This is a genomic window from Pedobacter cryotolerans (assembly GCF_005116475.1).
In the GTDB taxonomy this organism is placed as follows: Bacteria; Bacteroidota; Bacteroidia; order Sphingobacteriales; family Sphingobacteriaceae; genus Pedobacter; species Pedobacter cryotolerans.
This window is the reverse complement of record NZ_SWBO01000001.1, coordinates 605669-632262: the sequence shown is the minus strand read 5'-3', so window position 1 is coordinate 632262 and position 26594 is coordinate 605669. Positions and strand designations below refer to the sequence as shown.

Sequence of the window (26594 nt, the reverse complement as noted above, 5' to 3'; positions counted from 1 at the left end):
ATTAATTCTTATATCATAACAAAAGCCAGATTCTCTCTGGCTTTTGTTATTTTTGTATATGTCTCAAATACTAATTATTGAAGATGATGCCACTTTTGCTCAAATAATTGAAGGATTTTTAAGCAAAAACAACTATGTGGTAGAAATTGCTGCAGATTTAAATCAGGCATTTAAATTAGTTGAAAAGCAAGAATATAAATTGCTATTAATTGATTACAGATTACCAGACGGCACCGGTTTAGATTTATTGAAATACGTACGCAATAAAGGGCAACAAGTTCCAATCATTATCATGACTAGCTTTAATGATGTTCGAACAGCTGTTAAATCTATACAATTAGGCGCTTTCGATTACATTACCAAACCCATTAACCCTGATGAACTTTTAATGGTAATTAAAGGTTTACTTGAAAAAAAAGAGCCACAAAAAACCGAAAATAAAGATTTAATTAAAGGTAAAAGCGATGTCTCTGATCGCTTATATGCGCATATTGATTTAGTTGCCCAAACAGACATGTCTGTAATTATACAAGGCGAAAGCGGAACTGGAAAAGAATTTGCAGCCAGAACTTTACACAATGAGAGCAAAAGAAAGAACAAACCATTTGTGGCAATAGACTGTGGCGCTTTATCTAAAGATTTAGCAGCTAGTGAACTTTTCGGCCATGTAAAAGGCGCATTTACTGGTGCAGTAAATGATAAAAAAGGTCAGTTTGAAATGGCTAATGGGGGTACTCTTTTTTTAGATGAAATTGGAAACCTAAGCTACGAAGTACAGATTAAACTTTTAAGAGCTTTGCAAGAAAGAGTGATACAACCTTTAGGCAGCAATAAATTGATAAATGTTGATGTTAGGATAATTGTAGCTACAAACGATGAACTAAACAACACCATGAAAACTGGCGAGTTTAGAGAAGATTTATATCATCGCTTAAACGAATTTAAAATTATTATCCCGCCGCTGCGAGAAAGAGGAAAAGATTTAGAACTTTTTATACAACACTTTATAAATATAGCTAACAAGGAGCTCAATAGAAATGTAAGCGAAATTGCGGCAGATGCCAAAGCCTTACTATTAAAATATGACTGGCCAGGAAATTTACGAGAGCTGCGAAATGTAATTAAAAGAATGGTTTTGCTAAGTCCGGATGGTGTTGCTACCATACAAAGTTTACCAGAAGAAATGACGATAGCAGTTGAGCAAGTGCAGTTGCCAAATTCATCAGATTTAAAAGCGATTAACGAAGTAAACGAGAAAAACCTAATTATTGAAACGCTGAATAAAGTTAAACACAATAAATCTAAAGCAGCCAAAATACTCAATATAGATCGCAAAACATTATATAGCAAAATGGAAAAATACAGTATTGATTAGTTAGCTGTAAGCAATTGATCTATTAACTGATTTAGTTTCGCAATCAAAATCTCCATTCGTTTTTGCTCTTGCGCTTCAATTTTTTGCTTATCGGCTACCTCCTGCTCTAAAATTCTAAATGCTGTCCCTAGCTCATTTGCGCCAATTTGTGCAATTCTGCCCGCAAGGCGATGGATAATTAACCTTGCCTTTTCTACATCCTGCCCATCAACATTAAAACGCAATTCATCTATGTCGTTTAAGCAATCCTTTTTAAATTGTATTAATATTTTTGCGAGCATATCTTTATCGCCCATCGTCATTCGCTCCAACGAATTTAAATCGTAAGCTACTTGATCGGCTACTAAAGTTTCATCAAAAATGGAAAGTAGATCACTTGCTTTAAAAGGTTTTGTAATCAATCCATCTAATCCTGCAGCAATAACATGGTCTTTTTCATTCGGTAAAACTTGGGCTGTTATCGCATAAAATTTAACATCATTGGGCATTTTTTCTTTAAGCAAAGCGAATAAATCTAACCCATACATATCTGGCAAACGCATATCAAGCAATACATATTTAATGTCATCGTCAACTGATGCGTTTAAACATTGAGCTGCTGTACTAAATTTAGCAAACGGAACCTGGTGTTGTGTAAATATTAAGGCGCATAATTCTAAAATCAATAAATCATCATCAATAACCCAAACTTTAGGTTTAAACAGATGATTTTTTGGCTCATCAAGTTGTGCTTCTGATAAATTTTCTTCTGCTAAATTATATTTCAAGGAGATACTAAAAGTAGTGCCGACATTAATCGTGCTTTTCACTTCAATTCTGCCGCCCTGGTTATCTACCAATTCTTTTACAATCGCTAAGCCTAAACCAGTACCCTCTTTATTTACGATGTGATGAGCTGGTTTTTCTATTTGCTCAAACTCTTTAAAAATCACATTTACGTTGGCATCATCAAATCCAATTCCTGTATCTTCTACAATAAAATTGAAGTAAATTTCTTTAGCTGTTTGCTTAGCAGTTACTTTAAATATCACACTACCATTTACCGTAAACTTAACGGCATTACCTAAAACATTAAATAAAATCTGCTTCAGCCTAAAAGGATCTCCATTTACAAAATGATGTTCATCAATACTGATGTTTCTAATAAATTTAATCTGCTTTTTGTCGGCTAATGGAATAATTCCAGCAGTTACTTCATCCAATAACTTAGCCATATTAAAATCTTGCGGATTAAAACTAAATTTTCCAGAGATAATTCGGTTATAATCTAACACTTCATTTACAATTTGCAGCAAATGTGTGGATGAGCTGTGGATAGCTTTGATATGTTTAGGATTAGGATTTTCCTCTCGCATGATCAATTCCGAATAACCTAAAATTGATTGCAAGGGCGTTCTAATTTCATGACTCATGTTCGATAAAAAGCGTTGTTTTGCCGAACCATGATATTCTGCTTCCTCTTTAGCTTCCTCTAAAGCAATTCGATAACGGTTACTTTTACCGATATCTTTCAATATCCAATAACCCAAAATTAAGGTCATTAAAAAAAACACCACAATAATGATGGTAATTTGAATAATTCCTTCACCAACCACATCTTTTGCTTCGGTATTTCTTTCATCTATCTGAGCTACCGTTTCTGCCTCAACCTCTCTTAATAAAGTTAACATTTGCTGTGTAATGAGGTTACTGGCATTCGCTAACTCAGCTTCTTTTTTTAAAAATCGGTTACTTTTATATTGCTGTTCCTTTTCTATAGTTAGTAAAGACGATTCGATGCCCATCATAACACTATCTTCAACCGCAGCATTTAGGGTATCTCTTTTTACCTGAAATTCTTCGTCAATAATTTTATAAACTTCAGCTTTCTTTTTACCAAATAATCTATTTAAAAATCCTTTAGATCTACCATCATCTTCTGGAGCAATGGTGGTAGTTGATGTTGACGTTCTGGTAGTTAAAACAGCACTATCTGCCTCTCTTGATCTTTGCGAAACCAGTTCGTTAAGTTTTTTTACTTCGTTTGAAAAGGATTTGGTATTCACCAACGTTTCCCTCACTTTTAGGTAAGCTAAAAATTGCTTATCTCTATCTGCCAATAATTTTTTGATTGATTTTATTCTTAATAATTGTGCAGTATCTCTTTCGTATAATTGAGAAAGTGTATCTAAGCTTTTTCTTAAACGCCTAGTTTTTAAAATAAAATTATTTTTATTGGCATCGTTATTAAATGCCTGATCTTTTTGAAGTTGATCTAATCTAGCGGTTTGATGAGAAAGTTCATTAACAATGCGCAATCTATTGTTTGGCGCCGAAAGTTGTTCAACCGTGTTTAACATTTCGCCAAACACAAATTTACTGATACCCCAAGCCAATAACAGCGCAAAACAAGCCAACAAAAATCCAATGATGATTTTCCCTTTGGTAGCTTCAATAAACCTTTTCTGATTAACCATCTGTTTTTATAACTATATATAATATTTTTTATTACTAATTAGTTTTTAAAAATGCCATATCTTTAAAATATCATGAATAGAATTGACCGACTTTTTGGAATTTTAATCCTACTTCAATCTAAAAAATATGTAACTGCAGAAAAAATTGCCAACCAATATCACATCAGTTTACGTACGGTATATAGAGATATGAAAGCGCTTGGCGAGCAAGGCATTCCCTTAAGTTTTGAGCAAAATAAAGGGTATTTTATTGTACAGGGTTATTTTTTACCGCCAATATCTTTTAATTCTGACGAAGCCAATGCATTGATATTGATGGAACGCTTTATAGCAGGTTTTGCAGACAAATCTATTACCAATAATTACACTACTGCGCTAAATAAAGTTAAAGCGGTACTCAAAACTGCTCAAAAAGAAAAGTTAGAAAGTTTAAATGAAAACATTAAACTGCAATTACCAAATCGTTTAACAAATGATTTCGGGCATCTTTCTGTTTTGCAAAATGCGATATCCGCCAGATGCGTAATTGAAATAGATTACAAAAACAATAAAGAAGAAATTAGCAAAAGAGAAATTGAACCTATCGGATTAATTTTTTATGCATTTAGCTGGCATTTAATTGCCTGGTGCCATTTACGAAATGAATACCGCGACTTTAAAGTAAGCAGCATCATTCTAGTTAAATGTACAGAAATTCCTTTTAGAAAAGCAGCACACATGGCCTTAAATGATTACATGAAACTTTTGCCTGTTAACTATTAATTATTTTATTTATCTTTTTTTACACTGACATAGGGTTGTCAGTTCCGCCTGTTTTCTTTGTAGTACAAACTCAGAAAATTATGGATATTTTAAAATTATTATCAACAGAATTAGCAAGCGAAGCACAAACTACACGTAAATTTTTCGCTAGTGTACCAATGGAAAAAGCAGATTGGGCTCCCCACGAAAAAAGCATGAAAATACAAGCTTTAGCTACTCATATTGCCGAATTACCAGGTTGGATAAAATTAGCTTTAACAACCAAAGAACTTGATTTTGCCATTGCTCCTTATGAACCTGTAACGGTTAAAAGCAACGATGATCTTTTAGCCTTATTAGAAAAAAGTTTAACTGAAGCAAATGAAAGTTTAGTAAATGCAAAAGAAGAAGATTTAAATGAAAGATGGCTTTTAAGAACTGGAGAAACTATACATGTAGATGTTACAGTATATGAAATGATTAGGATTGCCTTTAGTCAAACTACGCACCATAGAGCTCAATTAGGTGTTTATTTTCGCTTACTCAACATTGCTGTTCCAGCTAGTTACGGCCCTACTGCCGATGATCATACTTTTTAGCAGTAAGCTACTTTGTCAATCTTTAAAAGATTGACAAAGTTTTTATCTAAAAAAGCTCTCCAAGCTTTATCAACCTAAAAAGGATTGATAATTTATTTACGCTCTAAATTTCATGCAGCAACAACAAATCATCCAAATGATTAGGCCATTATCTTATCAACACCTCAAGTTTATTACCATGGGGCTATGTTTCTACTTAGTTATAATGTATAGATGTGTTAAAATGTTAACTTTGTAACATTCCATACTAATTGTACCCAATGACTGATCCAACTACAAGGTTAAACAAATACATAAGCGAAAGCGGTTTATGCTCGAGAAGAGCGGCAGATAGATTTATAGAACTTGGTCAGGTTTTTATTAATGGCCGTAAAGCTAAAGTTGGCGATAAAGTGTTTTTTGGAGACATTGTAAACGTAAATGGAAATACAATTGAACCTAAACAAGCAGAAAACTCTATCCTTTTAGCGTATAACAAACCTGTAGGCATTACCAGTACTACAGAAGCAAACGTAAAAGGCAATATTGTAGATCACGTAAACCACAGCGAGCGTGTTTTTCCTATCGGGAGATTAGATAAAGATTCATCAGGTTTAATTTTCTTAACTAATAATGGCGATTTAGTTAATAAAATTCTTCGTGCGGGTAATAACCACGAAAAAGAATATATCGTAACAGTAAACAAACCGCTAACCGATCAGTTTATTGAAGGAATGAGTAAGGGCGTACCTGTTTTAGGTGTAATGACAAAAAAATGTAAAGTAACTAAAGAAAGTCCTTTCGTTTTTAAAATTACTTTAATACAAGGTTTAAACAGACAAATACGACGAATGTGCGAGCATTTTGGCTTTGAGGTAACCAAGCTAGAACGTACCCGCATCATGAACATTACTTTAAAAGGTTTGCCTGTTGGCGATTGGAGGGAATTAACAGAAGAAGAACAGGCAGAAATTTTTAAAATGGTGGCTAAATCTAGTTCAGAGAAACCCGCCGCCCCAAAAAGAGTAAATAAAAAATCTGCTGAAGAAAAATTAGAGAAACCTGCACAACGTTTCGCCAAATCTAAAGGAAGAGCTGCTGCTGCTAAATCAAATCCAGATAACAGATCAAGTGGCGGTGCACCAAGAGGAAATAGCAATGCTGCTTCAAACGATTGGTTTAAAAGTAACGGCCCGAGCAAAAGGCCAACACGCCCATCTAATGGCAAACAAGGTGCTCCTGGTGCAAAAATAAAAAGCCCGAAGAGGAAGTAGAAGCTAGCACAGTTAATCAATTAGTTATACAGGCTAAATGAAAAAAGTATTCACGATAATAATTTCATTATTCCTTTTGATAAGTTGCTCAGACAACAGCAAAACAACAGATAAAATGACAAATGAAAACCCAAAAGACACAATCAGCAGTGACTTATGGCCGTCAATAAACTTAAAAGCTTGGGCCGAAACACCAGCAATAAACGGCAGACTTGCAACCGAAACTGATGTAAAAAATGGTTTAGCAGTTTATTACATCAATAACAATGGTGTTGCACATAAACCATACGAAATACAATTGCCTAAATTGGCTTACCTGACAGATTTCGACACAAAAAAAGAAGAATTAATTGTTGTTATCCAAATCGAAGAAACAGCCAGTGATATAGTTGTTGGTTACAGAAATATCGAAGGGGGAAATGGTGCTTGCTTGCTAAATGAGATAAAATTCCTCGAAAAGGAAACAATTAAGAAAGTTGTTGGCCGGTAATTGTGTTCGGATGGAAACTGATTTATCCCCAACAAATAGTAGCTGGAATGCACAAATAGTGTATACAGATATTTTGTTGTTTCAAGCTGCCAACTTCGAATAGTCATAAAGTAATGTGTATCGAGTATCAAGATAAATTCATCTTATTACTTGTAGCTTTTATGCCTCAAGCTTTTTAATTACCTTTGCATGAATAGTTTATTAAACCTTATACCTATGGAAACTTTAATCATGCATCCTGAAAGCAAAGAGCAATTAGCCGCTTTAAAAGCATTTGCTAAAGCTTTGAAAGTTCCCTTTGAGAAAAAATCAACAAAAGATTTATCTGAAAGAGAAAAAACAATCGCTTTATACGGTAAAGATTTGGTAGAAACTGTAGAGCGTGCGGAGAAATCTATCAAAGCTGGAAATGTTAAAATATTAGACCCGTCGAAATCTTTATGGGAGAATATATTATAGTTTTAGAAGCTAGGGCTGAAAAAGATCTTAAACGTCATCATAAAGCTGGCAACAAAACGACCATTAATAGGATAGGCCAGATTTATGAAGAGCTAAAAGTCCATCCAAAAACAGGCATAGGAAATCCAGAAGCATTAAAACACGAATTTACTGGATATTGGTCAAGAAGAATAAATCAAAAAGATAGATAATTTATAAAATTGATGAAAATATTGTAACCGTTTTCATCATTTCAGCTTTAGGGCATTACAGCGACAAATAATATGATCAACACCAAAAAAATAGATATCCGTTCATTAGATTTGTCTCAATTGCAGCAACATTTTAGCGAAATGAAGGAACCTGCATATAGAGCAAAACAAGTTTATCAATGGCTTTGGGAAAAATCTGCCCGCAGTTTTGAGGAGATGAGTAATCTATCTAAAGATTTGCGTAAAAAATTAGATGAAAACTATACCATCAACGTTGTTGAAATTAATAGTGCTCAATTTAGTAACGATCATACCATCAAAAATGCTTTCCGCTTACATGATGGCAATATTGTAGAAGGTGTTTTAATACCTACTGAAGAACGCATGACAGCTTGTGTAAGTTCGCAAGTGGGTTGCAGCTTAACCTGCAAATTTTGTGCTACGGGCTACATGGATCGTAAACGTAACTTAAATGCCGATGAAATTTACGATCAAGTTGTTTTAATTGATCAGCAAGCCAAAAAAAATTACAATATTCCGCTTACAAATATAGTTTACATGGGCATGGGCGAACCTTTGCTTAACTATGCAAACATGATGAAGTCTATCGAAAGAATTACAGCTCCAGATGGGTTAAACATGTCGTACAAACGCATTACCGTTTCTACAGCCGGTATTGCTAAAATGATCAAAAAGCTAGGCGATGATGGCGCAAAGTTTAATTTAGCACTGTCGTTACATGCTGCTAATGACACCAAACGCCACGAAATTATGCCAATAACCGAGCACAACTCTTTAAAGGCATTGGCCGAAGCTTTAAAATACTATTTCCAAAAAACCAAAAACCCAGTAACCTACGAATACATTGTATTTAATGGCTTTAATGATGAAATTGAAGACGCCATGGATTTGGTTAAATTTAGCAAACACGTACCTTGCAAAGTAAACCTAATCGAATACAACCCCATACAATTTGCTGATTTTATTAATGCCGAAGGAGATAAAATTGATGCTTTTGCAACATACTTACGTAACCATGGTGTAAATACCAACATCAGGCGAAGCCGAGGAAAAGATATTGATGCAGCTTGTGGTCAGTTAGCGGTTAAAGAATCTGCTGATAACTAATTTGCCAGCGTAATCTTCCAGCACACCGCAGGGCAATTATTAAGCTAAGAATGATTAAAATGTTGGCGAGGACGCCAAAATGAGAAAAACTCCTGAGTTGGCGTCCCCGCCAACGCTAAGTTTAACCATTGACCGTAGAAAGGAAGCTTTTTGTTTTTAAGCGTTACAACTTTCTTTCTAATACGCTACTAAAGTGGTAAAAGCTAAAGAAAAAACAAAAAGAATTTTCATTCCCATCCCGCCTGCTTGCTGGGCAGGCAGGTTTAGCAACGCAGTTGTTTGCTACTATTTAGTGCTGCAAACCGCCAAGAACCACACACTTTGTAATATAAACCCGACAGCAGCGGAAAATTTTGTGACGTGTCAGTCTGAGCGCCTGCCTGCGGATAATGTCCTTAAGTTAAGAAAAATTAACACGTTGGCGGGGACGCCAACATAAGAAACTTCCAGCGTTGGCGTCCCCGCCAACGCTTAACTTAATGATTGTGCCTGCGGTAGGCAGGTAGTCGAAGACCAGTAAACAAAATTTGTAGCGTATGGCGGGGCTACATTCGCCAAAAACCATTTACATTGTTTTTCTAAAAACCAATACACCAAGCGTCTAAAACAATCATAAAATTGTATAGTTAAACATAATCTTCTCTTTTCTTAAGAATTTTGTTAAATTGGAACATGTTTACCATCAATCGATTAGCTTTAGATGTAGTTGCGCTGCTTTTTCCAGAGCTTTGCAATGCTTGTGGTACACATTTATATTATGGCGAAAAAGAAATCTGTATCAAATGCCTGAGAGATTTGCCTTTTACAGATTTCCATTTGCACGAGGAAAACAGGGTTGCGAAACAACTTTGGGGCAGATTGCCAAACACCAATGCAATGGCAATGTTGTATTTTAGAAAGGGAACTAAAGTGCAAAATTTGATGCATAGTTTAAAATATAAAGGAAAAACAGCTGTTGGTGTTAAACTTGGTAACTTATTAGGCGACAAATTGCAGCTTAGTAATGATTATAAGGATATTGATTTAATTATCCCAGTACCTTTACACTACAGTAAAGAGCGATTACGTGGTTACAACCAAAGTAAAACCATTGCCGATGGAATTGCTGAAACCTTAAGTAAAACTGTAAGTATTAAACATTTAATCAGATCGAAATCTACAGAAACACAAACAAAAAAAACCAGGTATACGCGTTACGAAAACATGCAGTCGGTTTTTGATGTTAAACATACAGAAGATTTACAAAACCTTCATGTTTTATTGGTTGATGATGTGATTACAACTGGCGCTACACTAGAGGCATGTGGAAACGCGTTATTAAATAGTGGTATTAAAAAATTAAGTATTGCCGCAGTGGCTTTTGCAGAATAATTATGCGTTTAAAACTACTCATCTTAAGCTTATTTACTAGCTTTCTTTTTGCAGCTTGCAATAAGGATGAGGAGATTACTTTTGATGCAAATGCCAAACTTGCATTTTCAACAGATAGCGTTTTATTTGATACTGTTTTCACTTCAATTGGCTCAAGCAGTAGAAGGTTAAAAATATCAAACCCTAATGAAGCTGCAATTATATTAAGCAACATCAAACTAAGCGGGGGCAATACATCTGCATTCAGCTTAAATATTAACGGGCAACCCCTTGCAGAAATCAATAATCTTAAATTAAACGGAACCGATTCTATCAATGTTTTTGTAAAAGTTAACATCAACCCAACTACAGAAAGCTTACCTTTTGTGGTTCAAGACTCTATTCTTTTTTATTTTAATGGGCAAAAAAGAAGTATCCCTTTAGTTGCTTATGGTCAAAATGCAAACTTCATCAAAAACAGTACAATAGTTAGCGATATGGTTTGGGATAGTAAACTTCCTTATATTATTTACAACTCTTTAACCGTTGCAGAAAACACAACATTAACCGTAAATCCGGGCACTAAAATATTGTTTCATGGCAATAGCACCATGAGTGTAAGAGGTACATTAAATGTAAACGGCACAAAAGCAGATACGGTTTTGTTTACCAGTGATCGTTTAGAAAGAGTTTATGCAAATGAAACTGGACAATGGAATGGTATTCATCTCTATCCAGAAAGCAAAAATTCTACCATCAATTATGCGGTAATTAAAAATGCAACCGCCGGACTTACCATTGATGGAAGATCTACAGGCTCTGAACCCAAATTATTATTAACAAATACCGTTATTAAAAATATGGAGGTTGTTGGACTATTAGGATATGAAACCGATATTACTGCTTTTAACAACCTTTTTTTTAATTGCGGTCAGTATCTGTTGTATGGTGCTGGCGGCGGCAGTTATAACTTAAAACAAAACACTTTTGCTGGCTACCAAGACAATAAATTTGCTCGAAAAACTGCTGCGGTTTACCTATCAGATTTTATAAGCACTACACAGGCTAGTAATTTATCCTTACAATTATCGAATAATATTATTTATGGGGCATTGGCCGATGAATTTTCAATCGACAAAAAATCACCTACAACAGTTTTAACCACTGTGCTAAGAAACAACTTAATTAAAACAAGCAAAGTTATTTATGCTGATAATTTAATGAATGTTGATCCATCCTTTTTAAGTAGCGAAAACTACAATTTTGAGATTGCTACAAATAGTGCAATTGTAAAAAAAGGTTTTAATCTTAGTTCAGATAATTACTTTTCTACTTTTCTGAAAAAAGATTTAAAAAATAAATCTAGAATATTTCCTTCAACACCAGGTTGTTACGAAGCGAATTAAAAAATTAAACTTTTTTTAAAACAAATCATACTGCATATCGTTTATATAATCGAGAGCGTTAATTTAGATGGTAAGGGTCGGTATTTCTTCTGAAATATCGGCCCTTTACTTTTAAGGCTATTTATAATGATGAGTTAGCAATGGAGCAGCAACTAATATCTAGTCTTTTTTACTAAGAAAATCTGCAAGCACCTTTTTTATTTCCTCTGGATTAAATGGCTTTAAAATATGCCCATTCATCCCCGACTCTTTAAACTTGGTAGTTTCGTCATTTAATGTAGATGCTGTTAAAGCAATAATAGGTATTTGCTGATAATAATCTCCAGGTATTTCACGAATTATTTTTGTGGCATCAAAACCATCTATACCAGGCATTCTAATGTCCATAAACACCAAATCGTAAGTATGATTAACAATTTTATTGATTGCTTCTTCACCATTATAGGCAAAGTCTAATTCAAGACCCCATTTACTTAAAAACCTTCTCGCAATTAAAATATTAACTTCATTATCATCAACAACCAAAATTCTTTTCCCTGTAAAAAATTCTGGTAGTGGCATTTTTTCAGAGGCGATGTAAGAACTCTGAAGCTTGTTGAAATGAATTGCGAATGAAAAGGATGTTCCTTCGCCTTCAATACTATCAACCAAAATTTCAGATTGGTAAAGTTTCAATAGTTTTTTTGTAATGGCTAAGCCTAAACCTGTGCCACCATATTTACGAGAAATGTCTGATCGGGCCTGTGTAAATGTTTCAAAAATATAAGATAATTTATCTTTTGGAATGCCTATGCCATTATCCCGAATTTCAAAAAACACTACAGAGCCATCATTGTTACTTTTATCAAGCTTTACAATTAAATTAATTAAGCCATCATTGGTAAATTTAATCGCGTTGCCTAACAAATTAACAATAATTTGATACAACCTAGTTTTATCCCCTATTAGTTTGGATGGAATTTCGCTATCATAGGCTAATACAAGCTGATTGCCTCGCTTATTAGCATTTACTTGAAGTGAATTGATAATGTCTATACATAAAGAATGAAGGTCAAAAGGAACCGCCTCCAATTGTAAATTTCCAGTCTCAATTTTAGTAAAATCTAAAATATCGTTAATAATGTTTAATAAATTCTCCCCAGAAAACTTGAGAATGTTTAAATCATCAATTTGAGAATCTTTAGGGTCATTTTCTAATAGCAAATGCGTCATCCCTATAACCGCATTTAAGGGTGTTCTTATTTCATGGCTCATTACCGATAGAAACATTTCTTTAGCCTCGCTTAACTGCAAAGCTTGTTCTCGTGCCTCTATCATTTCTCTCTCAACCTGTTTACGCTGAGTGATATCATAAATTAATTCAACTTGGCGCTCTAAATTTCCATCTTTATCAATAATTGGAGTATTAGCTACAGACAACCATACTCTAGTTTTATCTTTTTTAAATGCCAATACTTCAATTTGGTAAGCTTGCTTGTTTTTGGCACTTTCTCTAGCTTTTGCAATTAATTCTTTATCTGTTTCTATGTTCGATAAAACGTTACCCAGCATATTACCCTGCAATTCTGCCAAAGAATAACCAACTAATTCTTCCAATGCGGCATTTACCCAAGTGATTTCGCCATTTTTATTGGTAATAGCCACGCCTGTATTTGTTTTGCTCGCAACTAACGATAAAACATTTAATTCTTCTTCGGCGTTTTTCTTTTCTGTAATATCGATGATAATTTCAACCTCAGTTTCTACTTTACCATCCTTATCTAAAACAACTGTATTGTAAATAGAAAGCCAAATTGGTTGTTTGTCTTTTCTGTAGGCTAATATGTCTACCGTAAAAGATTGCTTTTGTTGTGTAAGTTTTCTAGCATTTTCTATTTTAGCCCAATCTGTTTTGGGGCCACTAATTAAATCGCCTAATGGTTTACCTTTAACATCTGCTAAATTAAAACCAGTTATTTTTTCAAAGGCATCATTAACCCATGTTACATTATTGTTAGCGTCGTTTATAACCACGCCATTGTTTACTTTACTCGCTACAAAAGAGAGTTTAGTGAGCTCATTTTCAACTAATTTTTTTTCAGTAATGTCTCTACCATAGCAGTACCATTTACCTTCTTTAGCAACCATTCCCCAGCTCACCCACTTAACCTGCCCTTCTTTACTTACTAATCTAAAATCTACGTTAAAGTGTTTATTTTTACTCTTAAGCCCCTGCTCAATACCATTCACAATCCTATTAATATCATCGCGATAGCAATAATTCCAGATACTTTCGCCAATCAGCTCATCAACACTATAGCCTAGCATCGGAGTTACCGCTTCATTGATAAATAGTATTGCTCCACTTCTATCTAAAATACCATGGATCTCAGGCGATACCTTAAAAATATCAATAAATTCTTCGAATTTTTTAGTTTGAGAAACGAGCTGACTATTTTTTCGTCTTAAGGCCAACTGCGCAACAACCTGAACAGCTAAGGTAGCTAGTGCTTCTAACTGATTTTCATTTAATTGTTTAGGTTCTTTTGCTAATAAACTCAAACAACCTAAAGCAAATCCATCAGCATCTTTTAATGGTGCACTAGCATAAAAACGTATACCCAATCCTAAAGAAAAGATTTTGTTGTTCGATAAATAGGGGTCTTTCTCAACATCAGGAACTACAAAAAGCTCATCGAAATACATAGCCTGTTCACAAACTGTGATGTTGCGAGGCAATTCTCTTTTTTCGGTATTTAAACCAAAAGCCGATTTTAAAAAAACATGCTCTTTATCTACAAATGAGATATAGGCCATTGGTACGTTGGCAATTTGAGCTGCCAACTTTACCAAATTATCCAATTCATGCTCTAACCCCTCCCCTAAAATATCATAGGAGTATAGTGCTTTTAAACGTAATTCTTCTTGTTCTGGGGTAACCTGATGGTTTTTAAACATGGTTCATATGGCGTACGATCACTTATTTATAAAGAGGAAACCGACTTACCATTTTTTGCACTTTTAATTTTACACTTTCTAAATTTGAAGTATCTTCCGGATTTGTTAAAACCTCATCAATTAAATCTACAATTGCTTGCATTTCAGTCTCTTTAAACCCTCTCGAAGTTATTGCAGCCGTTCCAACTCTCATGCCTGAAGTAACAAATGGAGACTTATCATCAAACGGAACCATATTTTTGTTCACTGTTATGTCTGCCTTTTCTAAAGCTGCTTCAGCTAATTTTCCGGTAATGTTTTTATTGCGTAAATCAATTAACATCAAGTGGTTATCTGTACCACCAGAAATAATACCGTAACCTTTAGCAACAAATGCCTTAGCCATTGCTTGTGCATTAGCCCCCACTTGTTTAATGTAATCACCATATTCATCGGTTAAAGCTTCTCCAAAAGCAATTGCTTTAGCCGCAATAATATGTTCTAATGGGCCACCTTGAGTACCCGGAAAAACTGCCATATCTAACAATGCCGACATCATTTTCACTTCTCCTTTTGGCGTTTTTAATCCCCAAGGGTTTTCAAAATCTTGTCCCATCATAATCATCCCACCACGTGGACCACGTAATGTTTTATGTGTTGTAGTAGTTACAATATGGCAATGTGGCAACGGATTAGCCAATAAACCTTTTGCAATAAATCCAGCCGGATGAGAAATATCAGCTAACACTAGTGCTCCTATTTTGTCTGCAACTTTACGAATAAATGCATAATCCCATTCTCTCGAATAAGCCGATGCACCACAAATAATCAATTTTGGCTTTTCTGCCAAGGCAACTTCTTCTAATTTCGCATAATCGATTAAACCATCTTCTTTTTTAACTCCATAAAAATGTGGCTGATATAATTTGCCAGAAAAATTAACTGGCGAACCGTGTGTTAAGTGACCACCATGAGATAAATCGAAACCTAAAATTTTATCACCAGGCTGTATTACGGCAAGCATAACCGCAGCATTTGCTTGTGCGCCAGAATGTGGCTGTACATTTACCCAAGCAGCACCAAATAATTTTTTGGCTCTTTCAATCGCTAGATTTTCAATTTTATCAACCACTTGGCAACCGCCATAATAACGCTTACCGGGCAAACCCTCTGCATATTTATTGGTTAATACAGAACCCGCAGCCTCCATTACCTGTTTGCTTACAAAATTTTCTGAAGCAATCAGTTCAAGTCCATGTTCCTGTCTATCTAATTCGTTGTTAATTAAGTCAAAAATTATAGTGTCTCTGTTCATTATGGAAAAGTATTTTTGGTAAAAATAATGAATTTATCCCTTAATTCAACACCTTGAGTGCAATAGCTTTAAATATTATTGTTGTAACATATTTGGGCGTTTATTGATAGGTCATTAATTTTTAATTTGGCATCCATAAGCTCAGCAAAACTGCTGTTTGGTGCACTTAGCTTTTTATGTATGGGTAAAAAATGACACAAGAATGCCGCTTTAATTGTTTAGGCAACCAAACAATTGCCTAAACCAATAAGCAAATGCGATAGAATAAGACAATTTGTACAGAAAAAATCTTACAAATTTTGACATTAAATAATGATAAAAGTATTAAACAAAATACCGTAATTTGTAATTTAATATAATGCATGGAAGTTAAGACTGGTCCCTTATTAGCTACAATCAATTATCCTGCTGATTTAAAGCAGTATAGCGAACAAGATCTTGAACAAATTTGTCAAGAATTACGTCAATATATTATTGACGTTGTGAGTGTAAATGGTGGCCACTTTGGCGCCAGTTTAGGCGTGGTAGAACTTACCGTTGCGCTTCATTACGCACTTAATACACCTTATGATAAGTTGGTTTGGGATGTTGGTCATCAAGCCTACGGGCATAAAATCTTAACAGGAAGAAGAGCTCAATTCCATACCAATAGAATTATTAATGGCATTAGTGGCTTCCCAAAAATTAGCGAAAGTGAATATGATACTTTCGGCGTAGGTCACTCTTCTACCTCTATCTCTGCTGCATTGGGTATGGCAGTTGCCTCTCACTATAAAGGCGAAAATGACCGTCAGCATGTGGCAGTTATTGGCGATGGCGCCATGACAGCAGGTTTGGCTTTCGAAGGATTAAACCATGCAGGAATAGAAAACTCGAACGTTTTAGTGATTTTGAACGACAATTGTATGTCTATCGATCCGAACGTAGGTGCACTAAAAGAATATTTAACCAGTATTACTACATCAAAATCTTATAATCGCTTTCGCGATGATGTTTCGCATGTGCTCAGTAAACTATCAGAATTGGGCCCAAATGCACATAAATATGTTAAAAAGATAGAAAAAAGTATCAAAGGCACCTTACTCAAACAAAGCAATCTGTTCGAAGCTTTAAACTTTAGATATTTTGGCCCAGTTGATGGCCATGACGTGAAACGTTTGGCAGCTATCATTAAAGACTTAAAAGATATACCTGGCCCTAAATTGTTGCATTGTGTAACGGTTAAAGGTAAAGGTTTTGCCTTGGCAGAGAAAGATCAAACCAAATGGCATGCGCCAGGCTTGTTCGATAAAATTACAGGGGAAATTAAAAAATCTATCCAAGATAAACCTCAGCCACCAAAATACCAAGATGTTTTCGGACATACCATGGTAGAATTAGCAGAAGCAAATGCTAAAATAGTGGGTATTACGCCTGCTATGCCTTCTGGCTGCTCATTAAATATCATGATGAAAGCCATGCCCGAAAGAGCATTTGATGTAGGTATTGCAGAGCAACATGCGGTAACTTTTTCAGCTGGTTTAGCCACGCAGGGTTTGGTTCCATTTTGCAATATCTATTCGAGTTTTATGCAACGAGCATACGATCAAGTCATCCACGATGTGGCCATACAAAACCTGAATGTTGTTTTTTGTTTAGATAGGGCTGGTTTAGCAGGTGCCGATGGCGCAACTCACCATGGCGCTTATGATTTGGCTTACATGCGTTGTATCCCAAATATGGTAGTAGCATCACCAATGAATGAAGAGGAGTTGCGTAACTTAATGTATACAGCTCAGCAAGAAAATATTGGTCCTTTTACCATTCGTTATCCGCGTGGTAATGGGGTTATGCCCGATTGGAAAAGACCATTTAAAGCTTTAGAAATTGGCAAAGGCAGAAAAATATGTGATGGCGAAGATGTAGCAATTCTCTCAATTGGGCATGTTGGTAATTTTGCTGTAGAAGCTTGTCAAGAATTAAATAGCGAAGGTATTTTTCCAGCACATTTTGATATGCGCTTTGTAAAACCATTAGATGCTGCTATGCTCCACGACATTTTTACACGTTTCAAAAACATCATTACAATAGAAGATGGCTGTTTACAAGGCGGTATGGGTAGTGCAATTATAGAGTTCATGGCAGATCATCAATATCAAGCTAATGTAGTAAGATTAGGCATCCCTGATGAATTTATTGAACATGGCGAACAACCAGAACTTTGGTCTATTTGTGGTTATGATAAAAATGCAATCATTACCGAAATAAAAAAAATAGCCGTAAGCAGAACTACTAAAACCATAGCCTCTTAGCCTGCTCACGCTTTAAAAGCGTTGGGTATAAAAAAATAAACACATGGAAAAGAGTGCGAAAATTTATGTAGCTGGGCATCGTGGTATGGTCGGCTCAGCCATTTACCGTAAACTACAAAACGAAGGTTTTTTACAGATCATAACACGTACTTCAGCAGAGCTGGATTTGAGAAATCAACAAGCAGTAGAAGAATTTTTCGATACAGAAAAACCTGATTATGTTTTTTTAGCCGCTGCTAAAGTAGGTGGTATTATAGCTAACAATACCTATCGTGCAGATTTTTTATTCGAAAATTTGGCCATTCAAAATAATGTAATTCACCAATCTTATAAAACTGGTGTTAAAAAATTGATGTTTTTGGGCTCGAGCTGTATTTACCCTAAACTTGCCCCAAAGCCATTAAAAGAAGATTATTTATTAACTGGCTTGTTAGAAGAAACCAATGAACCTTATGCCATTGCTAAAATTGCTGGCATTAAAATGTGCGATGCTTATCGAGCACAATATGGATGTAACTTTATTTCTGTGATGCCAACTAATTTGTATGGCTATAACGATAATTACCATCCCCAAAACTCTCATGTATTGCCTGCTTTAATCAGAAGATTTGATGAAGCTAAAAAATCAAATGCAAATGAAGTGTTAATTTGGGGAACAGGCACACCAATGCGTGAATTTCTTTTCGCCGATGACCTAGCTGATGCCTGTTATTTTTTAATGCAAACCTACAATGAACCAAATTTGATTAACATTGGTACAGGTGAAGATTTAACGATTAAAGACTTGGCATTATTAATTCAAAAAGTTGTAGGCTTTAAAGGCAATATTACATTCGACAGCTCAAAACCAGATGGCACTCCTCGTAAATTGATGGATGTATCTAAATTACATGCGTTAGGTTGGAAACATCAAATTGAATTAGAAGAAGGGTTAAACCTAGCCTATCAGGATTACCTAAATAAACACTAAAAAGATCAATTTCAGAATATTATACCGAAGGCTACGCAGATTTGCGTAGCCTTTGTAATTTTATTTGGTTATACAGGCTATATTTTTGGAATTGATAAGCGGATGTTGCACCTTTGTATTGCTTATTAAGAAAGACGGAGGGACTAGACCCAACGAAGTCTTAGCAACCTGTGCCAACAAGGTGCTAATTTCTAATCCAGTCCCGATTTATCGGGAGCGAGAGAAGATAAGTTTAAGGAGAAAAGACAATCCAGACTTTTTTATAGGCTTTAGAGATTTGAGACATTAGATTTGAGATTTGGGACATTGTTGTCTATCCTATCTCACATCTCACATCCCACATCTCATATCTACTACAAGTATGGATATTAGAGAAGAACTAGAAAAACGTATTTTAATTATAGATGGTGCAATGGGCACCATGATACAGCGCTATACCTTAACTGAGGAAGATTTCAGGGGAGAGCGTTTTGCAGATCACCCATGTGATGTAAAAGGCAATAACGATTTGCTTAATATCACACGACCAGATATTATCAAAGCTATTCACTTGGAATATTTAAAAGCAGGTGCTGATATTATCGAAACCAATACCTTTAGTACGCAACGCATTTCCATGGCCGATTACCAAATGGAAGACATTTCTTACGAGCTGAGTTTTGAAGGGGCAAGGGTGGCTAAAGAAGCTGTTAACGAATTTATGGCTGCAAATCCCGACAGGAAATGTTTTGTAGCTGGTGCCATTGGCCCAACAAACAGAACCTTGTCTATGTCGCCAAATGTAAACGACCCAGGTTATAGAGCTGTTTATTTTGATGAATTGGAAGAAGCTTATTATGAGCAAGTACGTGGATTAGTTGATGGCGGCTCTGATGTACTGTTAATCGAAACTATTTTTGATACCTTAAATGCAAAAGTGGCTATTGTTGCCATTAAAAAATATGAAGAAGTAATTGGTAGAAAGCTAGAGATTATGATTTCTGGCACCATTACCGATGCTTCTGGAAGAACATTGTCTGGCCAAACTGCCGAAGCTTTTTTAAATTCGGTAATGCATGCAAAACCATTAAGTATTGGATTTAATTGTGCTTTGGGCGCTAAAGAAATGCGTCCTCACATTGAAGAATTGGCCGCAAAAGCAGGATGTTATGTTTCTGCCTATCCAAACGCTGGTTTACCAAATGAGTTTGGTGCTTACGATGAAATGCCTCATGAAACTGCACATTTGGTAGATGATTTTATCGCCGCTGGCTTTGTAAATATTGTAGGGGGTTGTTGTGGCACAACGCCAGAACATATTGGTTGTATTGCCGAAAAAGCAAGAAAAGCACCACCAAGAAAAATCCCAACTATTGAGCCATATATGCGTTTAAGTGGGCTGGAGCCAGTAACCATTACGCCAGAAAGTATTTTCGTAAACATTGGCGAAAGAACAAACATTACAGGTTCTCCAAAATTTTCAAAATTAATATTAGGTGGAGATTATGAAGCTGCCCTTGCTGTTGCCTTACAACAAGTAGAAGGTGGTGCACAAATCATCGATGTGAACATGGATGAAGGAATGTTAGATTCGGAAGCGGCAATGACCAAATTCTTGAACCTAATCGCATCAGAACCTGATATTTCTAAATTACCAATCATGGTCGATTCATCTAAATGGTCGGTGATAGAAAATGGCTTAAAATGTTTGCAAGGAAAAGGAATTGTTAACTCTATATCCTTAAAAGAAGGCGAAGAAAAATTTAGGGAAAGTGCCCGTAAAATTATGCAATACGGCGCTGCGGTTGTGGTGATGGCTTTTGACGAAAAAGGACAAGCCGACAACTTTGAACGTAGAAAAGAAATCTGTAAAAGAAGTTATGATATTCTAGTAGGTGAAATAGGTTTCCCTGCTCAGGATATCATCTTCGACCCAAATATATTAACTGTAGCCACTGGTTTAGAAGAGCATAACAATTACGCAGTTGACTTTATCAACGCCACAAGGTGGATAAAACAAAACTTGCCACATGCTAAAGTAAGTGGTGGTGTTTCTAATATTTCGTTCTCCTTTAGAGGAAATAATACCGTTCGTGAAGCGATGCACTCTGCATTTTTATATCATGCCATACAGGCTGGTTTAGACATGGGAATTGTTAACGCAGGGATGTTGGAAGTTTATCAAGAAATTCCGCCAGAATTGTTAGAACGTGTAGAAGATGTATTGTTAAACAGAAGAGATGATGCTACCGAGCGATTGGTAGAATACGCCGATACCATTAAAAGCAAAGGAAAGGAAATTGTTCGTGATGAAGAATGGAGAAAAGGAACGGTTGAAGCAAGATTATCTCACTCTTTGGTAAAAGGAATTGTAGAATATTTAGATGACGATGTGGAAGAAGCTCGCCAGCAATATGCCAGACCGATCCAAGTAATTGAAGGCCCGTTAATGGACGGGATGAATATTGTTGGGGATTTATTTGGTGCCGGAAAAATGTTTTTACCTCAGGTAGTAAAATCTGCTAGGGTAATGAAAAAAGCAGTTGCTTATCTTTTACCCTTTATCGAACAAGAAAAACTAGACAATCCAGACCAAGATCAAAACTCCTCGGCAGGTCGAGTGTTGATGGCCACCGTAAAAGGTGATGTTCACGATATCGGAAAAAATATTGTTGGCGTAGTTTTAGCCTGTAACAACTTCGAGATTGTTGATATGGGCGTAATGGTCCCAGCTCAGGACATCATTAAAAAAGCAAAAGAAATTAATGCAGATATTATTGGTTTAAGTGGCCTGATTACTCCATCATTAGATGAAATGGTGCATTTTGCTAAAGAAATGGAACGTGAAGGTTTTACAATTCCATTGATTATTGGTGGTGCGACTACCTCTAGAATTCACGCTGCGGTTAAGGTTGCGCCAAATTATTCTGGACCAGCAATTCACGTTTTAGATGCATCGAGAAGTGTAACGGTATGTAGCACTTTGATGAATCCTGAAACAAAGACTGAATATGTGGCAGGCATTAGGGCAGAGTATGATAAAGCTCGTGAAGCGCATTTAAACAAACGTTCTGACAAGCGGTTTAAAACTATTGAAGAAGCAAGAGCTGATAAATTCCAAATCGACCTAGATAAAGTAGTAACCGAGCCAACATTTACAGGAACTAAGGTTTTTGAAGATTACCCATTGGATGAATTGGTTCCTTATATCGATTGGACTCCATTTTTCCATACTTGGGAATTAAGAGGCAGTTACCCTAAAATATTTGATGATAAATTTGTTGGCGATGAAGCCAAAAAACTATTTGATGAAGCACAAGCCTTATTAAAAAAAGTTGTTAACGAAAAACTATTAACCGCAAAAGGCGTAATTGGTTTTTGGCCCGCAAATTCTGTTGGAGATGATATTTTACTCGAAGTTGAAGGTGGGAAGGTAGAAGGTCTCAAATCTCAAATCTCAAATCTCAAATCTAATATTGCTATCCACACCCTTCGCCAACAGGCGGAAAAAATGGCTGGCGAACCTTACTATGCTTTGTCAGATTTTGTAGCTCCAAAAGAAAGTGGCGTCCAAGATTATTTTGGCGGATTTGCTGTTACTACAGGAATTGGTATTGATGCCTTAGTGGAAGAATTCGAAAAAAACCACGATGATTACAATAGCATCATGATTAAAGCATTGGCCGATCGATTAGCTGAAGCTTTTGCCGAACGGATGCATGAGTTAGTTCGTAAAGAATATTGGGGTTATGCAAAAGATGAAAATTTGAGCAATCAAGAATTAATCAAGGAAGAATATGCAGGTATTCGCCCTGCGCCAGGTTATCCAGCTTGTCCGGAGCATACCGAAAAAGGAACTTTGTTTAACTTGCTCGATGCCGAAAATAAAATTGGATTACGCTTAACCGAAAGTTATGCCATGTACCCAACTGCAGCAGTTAGTGGTTTTTATTTTGCGCACCCTCAATCTCGTTATTTCGGATTAGGGAAAATTACAAAAGACCAAGTAGAAGATTATGCAGTAAGAAAAGGAATGAGTTTGGAAGAGGCGGAGAAATGGCTGAGCCCGAATTTGGCTTATTAACCCCCGACCCCCTAAAGGGGGAGGGCGAAATATAAACATTAAAATTACAGCCTCGGTTGGTGTCTCCACCAACCGAAATAAAGATAAGATATACAAAGCAAGCTAATCTCAATACGCAAACTCACTACGCTAAAATGAAGATCACAGAACACATTAAAAACGCAAACGGTAAAACCTTATTCTCATTTGAACTTTTGCCTCCAATAAAAGGACAAAGTATTCAATGGATCTACGATGCGATTGATCCGCTATTAGAGTTCAATCCGCCGTTTATTGATGTAACTTCATTGAGAGAAGATTATATTTATAAAGAACAAGACAATGGATTGCTGCAAAAAGTGGCCTATCGCAAACGCCCAGGCACCATTGCAATTTGCGCAGCAATTATCCATAAATATAAAATTGATGCGGTACCGCATTTAATTTGTGGTGGCTTTACCAAAGAAGAAACGGAGAATGCCTTAATCGATTTACAGTTTTTAGGTATTGATAATGTGCTCGCTTTAAGGGGCGATGCTCGTGCTGCAGACAATTCGTTTATCCCTACCAAAGGCGGTCACTGTTACGCAACCGACCTTATAGCTCACATCAAAAACCATAACGATGGTAAGTTTTTGCATGAAGATGTGGAGACTTTTAAAAGTGATTTTTGCATCGGTGTTGCCGGATACCCTGAAAAACATTTTGAAGCCCCTAACTTAAATGCCGACTTTAAATTTTTAAAGAAAAAAGTAGACATGGGTGCAGAATTTATCGTAACCCAAATGTTTTTCGATAACCAGAAATATTTCGACTTTGTAAAAAAATGTAGAGAGAATGACATCAATGTACCCATCATTCCAGGCTTAAAACCTATCAGCACACTTACTCAACTAAATGTGCTGCCTAAAATCTTTCACATTGATTTACCGGATGATTTAGTTGATGACTTATCACAGGCAAAAAGTAATGCCGAAGCAAAGGAAATTGGCACTGCTGCTATGATCAAGCAGTGCAACGAATTAATTGAGTTCGGCGCACCAGTATTGCACTTTTACACCATGGGTAAGCCAGCACAAACAAAGGAAATAGCAAGAGCGATATTTTAAATGAATATAAGACTCTATCAAAAACAAAATAATGCCGTCCTTTCGAACGAGGAACGAGGAGAAATCTGCTTCAGAACCAATCTGGGACAGATCTCTCTCCTGCGTTCGAGATGACGAATGGTCTTCCGCCTATCGGCTGGTGTCTCAACTGCCGAAACTATCAAAAAGTAACTACCATATATCCGATAATAAATTTTGAAAGTTAAAAATACATATAGTATTTTTTAATTAAAGTCTGTCATGCAGAGCCTGCGAAGCATCTCCATTTGTCTATCGGCTGGTGTCTCACCTGCCGAAACTAAAAATTAAATAATCGAATGTCCGAAGATGTATATCGAAATCTTCTAAACCCTAAACTCTACCCCCTAAACTTTAAAAATCCTGATACAAATTTCGCTTATCGGCTGGTGTCTCACCATTAGTGTTCGGAAGATTAAAAATTAAACAATAGGCACATAGTTAATATAGGAAAAAATGCGCTAGCCTATGTCTTCACTGTCTATTTATGGTTAGAAAATTAAACGAAGGGTTAAATTATCCCAGCGGGATAACATCTGTATAGCAATTGCAAGATATACATTCGACCCCAGCTGGGGTCGCACACCATAAATTGCATATTAGCTATAGATACAAGACCTCTCTGAGGTCTAAAAATAACTTCTAATAAATCTTAATTGCACCCGAAGTCCGTGTTTTTATCAATTTTTCTAATTCTCTATATGATAAATAATCATTAAAAAATTTGCTCCGAAAAGTTATGGTGTCTCACCCGCCGAAATAAACAAATTAACTCATCGAATATCAGAATTCGTATATCGAAATCTTCTAAACCATAAAAATTCCCCTTTAGAGTTAGCTCCGATTTTGAATCGGAGGGATTAGGGGTTTAAAAATCCTGATACAAATTGCGGAAGCTACTGCGCAAACCAAAAGTAATTAAACCCGTATTGTTTTGTAAAAGCACATTGCTTTCTCTTCTCAACAACACACCCAACTCCAGTTTCAAATTGTATTTAGGATTTAGCATATAAGCTGCCTTTGCATTGGCGATATATAAATTAGTGGCTAAGCCTTGTCCGATAAAATTACCATAATTAGCCTCTCTAGTATCATAATCTTTAAAAATGTCCTTGCCAAAATTTGTCCCAGTTGCATCTAAACCATATTTAGCATATACCAACTGCCCTTGAAAATCAAAACGACCTAGGCTATAATTTAATAGACCTAAAAACTCTCTAAAATTTGCACCGTAAGGATGGGCCAATGCTTGGTTAGACGCTGAATAATTGGATAAGCGATTGAAATGTGCATAAGTATATGGCCGTGCTGTATTAAACTCCGCCAAATAATTTAAACGTTTAACTTTAAAAAGATCCGAGCCTCTAAAGCCGAGCTGTACAGCCCACTTATTTGCCCAATAGCCATTTTTACTAAAAAACTCTTTGGCGGTAAATTCATCAAACATAAATTGACCATAAAGGGCAGTATTTTTTAAAATTTCATATTTAGCATTAAAACCTAATCTCATCTTATCAGGAGAGGTGGTATTGTTGTTTTCTATCGGTCTTAAAAATACAAAAGGATGGACATAATTAAAATCAAAACCTCTTTTACCTTCTATCTCAGCATCAGCCCAAGTTACTGCCTGAAAAAAACCAAAAGAGAATTTTTTAGTAAAATTGATATCTAAATAATGAGCCGCCATCCATTTACCTCGATCACCCAATCTACGATCGGTTGCCAATTTTGGTGCGCCAGGATCTAACATATAGGCGAAAATGGTTTGATATTGAACACTCCCAACCGTTGCCCTTGCTCTTAAAAAAGAATAATTACTCGTATTGTCTGATAGTAAAACCGAGCGATAACCATCACCAATAAAGTTTTTATCATAACCTAAAGCCAAATTTAAATATTTGCTGGGCGTGTAAGATAGCAAAGCGGTAACATAAGTCCAATCTTGTGTTTCTGTGCCCAACTTGCCAAAACCTTGCCCAGGAACAACTCGATTCTGAACTACAAAATCATTGTAATACTTGGCAAATTTCCCCTGATTTTCAAATCCATTTAAATAGAATGAAAATTCCTTCCCAATGTTACCCCCAACTTGAAAGCCTCTCGTATTTAGCCAAGTGTTTTTTCCTTCCTCAAATTCTCTTCCAATAGAAAAATCACCCAAAAAATCAGCATATACAAAATAATCATCGCTTCTAAACTCTAATAAATGCTCCTTGAACAATTTACGATGTACCCATGAGCGCTTGTTTAAGCTATCCACTCCTACGTTCATCAGCGAATCATACCGCACTTGTAACCTAGTATCATCAGCATAAAAACCTCTAATTGAACTGTGAAATTTTTGATCCTGACTATAAACAGATTTGTTAAGCTTTTGATAGAACTGAAAATCTTGAGGAATGATTTGATTGGGCGTTGTTACTTGTGCTTTACTGTAAATAACAGACAAAGCAATCAAAAAAAGTAGACTTAATTTCTTCATGAA

Annotated in this window: 18 protein-coding genes and 1 riboswitch; of the genes, 14 read left to right on the top strand and 4 right to left on the bottom strand. The window is 35.8% G+C overall.

What is annotated here, in order from left to right; genetic code table 11:
• Window positions 1–58 precede the first annotated feature (58 nt).
• Window positions 59–1375, top strand: coding sequence for a sigma-54-dependent transcriptional regulator (locus FA045_RS02840; RefSeq protein WP_136874223.1), 1317 nt, complete (start codon window positions 59–61; stop codon window positions 1373–1375).
• On the opposite strand, the gene FA045_RS02835 is transcribed toward FA045_RS02840, so the two are convergent.
• Window positions 1372–3831, bottom strand: a complete 2460-nt coding sequence (locus FA045_RS02835; RefSeq protein ID WP_136874221.1) for a hybrid sensor histidine kinase/response regulator — start codon at window positions 3829–3831, stop codon at window positions 1372–1374. The genes FA045_RS02840 and FA045_RS02835 overlap by 4 nt on opposite strands.
• Before the next feature lie 72 nt (window positions 3832–3903).
• On the opposite strand from FA045_RS02835, the gene FA045_RS02830 reads away from it, so the two are divergent.
• The 9 genes from FA045_RS02830 (at window position 3904) to FA045_RS02790 (ending at window position 11448) form a co-directional block, all read left to right on the top strand.
• Entirely contained in the window at window positions 3904–4593 is a 690-nt protein-coding gene (locus tag FA045_RS02830; protein ID WP_136874219.1) for a helix-turn-helix transcriptional regulator, read from the top strand.
• Between the two features lie 80 nt (window positions 4594–4673).
• The gene (locus FA045_RS02825; protein WP_136874217.1) at window positions 4674–5171 is read left to right on the top strand and encodes a DinB family protein; all 498 of its coding nucleotides are present in this window, start codon (window positions 4674–4676) and stop codon (window positions 5169–5171) included.
• A 260-nt stretch (window positions 5172–5431) separates the two neighbouring features.
• Window positions 5432–6424 (top strand): 23S rRNA pseudouridine(2604) synthase RluF, encoded by a 993-nt coding sequence (rluF, locus tag FA045_RS02820; RefSeq protein WP_136874215.1) that lies wholly within the window; start codon window positions 5432–5434, stop codon window positions 6422–6424.
• A 37-nt stretch (window positions 6425–6461) separates the two neighbouring features.
• Entirely contained in the window at window positions 6462–6914 is a 453-nt protein-coding gene (locus FA045_RS02815) for a hypothetical protein (RefSeq protein ID WP_136874213.1), read from the top strand.
• A 189-nt stretch (window positions 6915–7103) separates the two neighbouring features.
• Window positions 7104–7373 (top strand): DUF2683 family protein, encoded by a 270-nt coding sequence (locus tag FA045_RS02810; RefSeq protein WP_136874211.1) that lies wholly within the window; start codon window positions 7104–7106, stop codon window positions 7371–7373.
• Window positions 7355–7564, top strand: a complete 210-nt coding sequence (locus tag FA045_RS02805) for a type II toxin-antitoxin system YoeB family toxin (RefSeq protein ID WP_225871248.1) — start codon at window positions 7355–7357, stop codon at window positions 7562–7564. Before FA045_RS02810 ends, FA045_RS02805 begins: the two co-directional genes overlap by 19 nt.
• Window positions 7565–7636: 72 nt before the next feature.
• Entirely contained in the window at window positions 7637–8692 is a 1056-nt protein-coding gene (rlmN, locus tag FA045_RS02800) for a 23S rRNA (adenine(2503)-C(2))-methyltransferase RlmN (protein WP_136874209.1), read from the top strand.
• Between the two features lie 672 nt (window positions 8693–9364).
• A complete protein-coding gene (locus tag FA045_RS02795) occupies window positions 9365–10063 on the top strand; it encodes a ComF family protein (RefSeq protein WP_136874207.1) in 699 nt (232 codons plus the stop codon).
• Window positions 10064–10065: 2 nt separating this feature from the next.
• Window positions 10066–11448, top strand: coding sequence for a hypothetical protein (locus FA045_RS02790; RefSeq protein WP_136874205.1), 1383 nt, complete (start codon window positions 10066–10068; stop codon window positions 11446–11448).
• Between the two features lie 159 nt (window positions 11449–11607).
• Here the strand turns inward: FA045_RS02790 and FA045_RS02785 are convergent, their stop codons facing one another.
• A complete protein-coding gene (locus tag FA045_RS02785) occupies window positions 11608–14385 on the bottom strand; it encodes a PAS domain S-box protein (protein WP_136874203.1) in 2778 nt (925 codons plus the stop codon).
• A 22-nt stretch (window positions 14386–14407) separates the two neighbouring features.
• Window positions 14408–15679: a serine hydroxymethyltransferase gene (glyA, locus tag FA045_RS02780; RefSeq protein WP_136874201.1), complete on the bottom strand. Its 1272-nt coding sequence runs from the start codon at window positions 15677–15679 to the stop codon at window positions 14408–14410.
• A 362-nt stretch (window positions 15680–16041) separates the two neighbouring features.
• Between glyA and dxs the strand changes: the two genes are divergently transcribed.
• From dxs to FA045_RS02760, 4 genes are all read left to right on the top strand, one after another.
• Entirely contained in the window at window positions 16042–17970 is a 1929-nt protein-coding gene (dxs, locus tag FA045_RS02775) for a 1-deoxy-D-xylulose-5-phosphate synthase (protein WP_136874199.1), read from the top strand.
• A gap of 43 nt (window positions 17971–18013) precedes the next feature.
• The gene (fcl, locus tag FA045_RS02770; RefSeq protein WP_136874197.1) at window positions 18014–18940 is read left to right on the top strand and encodes a GDP-L-fucose synthase; all 927 of its coding nucleotides are present in this window, start codon (window positions 18014–18016) and stop codon (window positions 18938–18940) included.
• Between the two features lie 119 nt (window positions 18941–19059).
• Window positions 19060–19173, top strand: a riboswitch (SAM riboswitch).
• A gap of 128 nt (window positions 19174–19301) precedes the next feature.
• Entirely contained in the window at window positions 19302–23003 is a 3702-nt protein-coding gene (gene metH, locus FA045_RS02765; RefSeq protein WP_136874195.1) for a methionine synthase, read from the top strand.
• A gap of 134 nt (window positions 23004–23137) precedes the next feature.
• Entirely contained in the window at window positions 23138–24091 is a 954-nt protein-coding gene (locus tag FA045_RS02760; protein WP_136874193.1) for a methylenetetrahydrofolate reductase, read from the top strand.
• Between the two features lie 886 nt (window positions 24092–24977).
• Here the strand turns inward: FA045_RS02760 and FA045_RS02755 are convergent.
• Window positions 24978–26591, bottom strand: coding sequence for a capsule assembly Wzi family protein (locus FA045_RS02755; RefSeq protein ID WP_136874191.1), 1614 nt, complete (start codon window positions 26589–26591; stop codon window positions 24978–24980).
• Window positions 26592–26594 lie beyond the last annotated feature (3 nt).